At 56.8% G+C, this 1,232-nt stretch carries 2 protein-coding genes; one reads left to right on the plus strand and one right to left on the minus strand.

Annotation, left to right across the window (positions count from 1 at the left end):
- Positions 1–100: 100 nt before the first annotated feature.
- A complete protein-coding gene (locus IC37_RS28625; protein WP_030131457.1) occupies positions 101–616 on the minus strand; it encodes a DUF2938 domain-containing protein in 516 nt (171 codons plus the stop codon).
- Positions 617–695: 79 nt separating this feature from the next.
- On the opposite strand from IC37_RS28625, the gene IC37_RS28630 reads away from it, so the two are divergent.
- A complete protein-coding gene (locus tag IC37_RS28630; protein ID WP_030131458.1) occupies positions 696–1,136 on the plus strand; it encodes a helix-turn-helix domain-containing protein in 441 nt (146 codons plus the stop codon).
- Positions 1,137–1,232: the final 96 nt, after the last annotated feature.

Genomic DNA, 1,232 nt, shown 5'->3' on the forward strand with positions numbered 1-1,232 from the left:
TCGACCCAGAGCTGCCTTTGGCCAAAGGCAGAAATCGGCCAGAAACAGACACTCAGGACTTACGCTCTTACCCTGAGCACCACCGCTGCCCCAAAGGCACTCAACTTAGGCATAACGATGCCGGAAAGAGCAGCATCAACAGCCATCCCGTCACAAAAAGCCCCAGTCCGAACGTCAGATGCGCAGTGACGCTTCTGCGCCTTGCCACGCTCGGTGCCGCTGTCTTCGAAGCGGCAACGCCGAAACCGAACGCGGGCTGCATGATGAAGAAGGGCGCAATCACACTGACCAACCCCATCACCAGCGCAGGCACCAGCGTGGGGTTGCAGATCCAGGCAAGCCCTTTCGCACCGATCAGCACCATCGCGAAGACAATGCCCGTGACGTAATGGAACACCCACCCCATCAGGCGTTCATTCCTGACAGGAACCGCCGTCATGATCGGGGCGTGACGAAACCGCCCTTGCAACATGTGGCCTAGCCAACGACCGACCAGGCCATAGTCAAGCGACGCCAGGCCAAACACTCGTGCTTGAATAAAAGCCGATACGTCCATGATCAGCGTGGCCCCCATTCCAACAAACAGAATGCGCAGTGCTGTCTCGGCTGTTCCCATGGTATTCCTCCTTGCCTTGAACCTGTTTTGGCGGTTTGATCCGAGCAGTCTGCAGGTTCAAGTCGACTTGAGGTCAAGCATGAAAGAGCTGGATATTGGTGAGGTGGCACGACGTTCCGGTCTACCGGCTTCAACGCTGCGCTACTACGAAGAGAAAGGTCTTATCAGTTCGATAGGTCGTCGTGGCCTGAGTCGCGTGTTTCGTGCCGATGTACTCCAGCGATTGTCCTTGATCGCGCTCGGGCAGTCGGCAGAGTTTTCACTGGACGATCTCGTCGCGATGCTGGACGCGGAGGGTCAGCCTGACATTGATCGCCAGCGGCTTAACGAAAAGGCTGACGAACTGGACCGTACCATCGAGCGACTCAGCGCCATACGCGACGAGCTTCGTCGAGTAGCATCCTGCCCTGCTGCTCGTCACATTGAATGCTCAAAGTTTCAGAAAATGCTGAACGCCATCGGGACGGGGGATATCAAGAGAAAAACCGGAAAAGGCGACCTGCGCAGACGTGGATCGTGAAAGGGAGACGTGCCTGTTTTGGATCGATAGCAACCCTCTCGGACAGTCAGCTGTCGGTCAGAAGTGGACCGCTATGAACGTCCGCTTCTGGCCGAT

The organism is Pseudomonas sp. QTF5 (assembly GCF_000512695.2).
Lineage (GTDB): Bacteria > Pseudomonadota > Gammaproteobacteria > Pseudomonadales > Pseudomonadaceae > Aquipseudomonas.

Bases quoted from the DNA above. Each gene is read 5' to 3' on its own strand.
- IC37_RS28625 (WP_030131457.1), bottom strand. From the start codon at position 616: ATGGGAACAGCCGAGACAGCACTGCGCATTCTGTTTGTTGGAATGGGG.
- IC37_RS28630 (WP_030131458.1), top strand. From the start codon at position 696: ATGAAAGAGCTGGATATTGGTGAGGTGGCACGACGTTCCGGTCTACCG.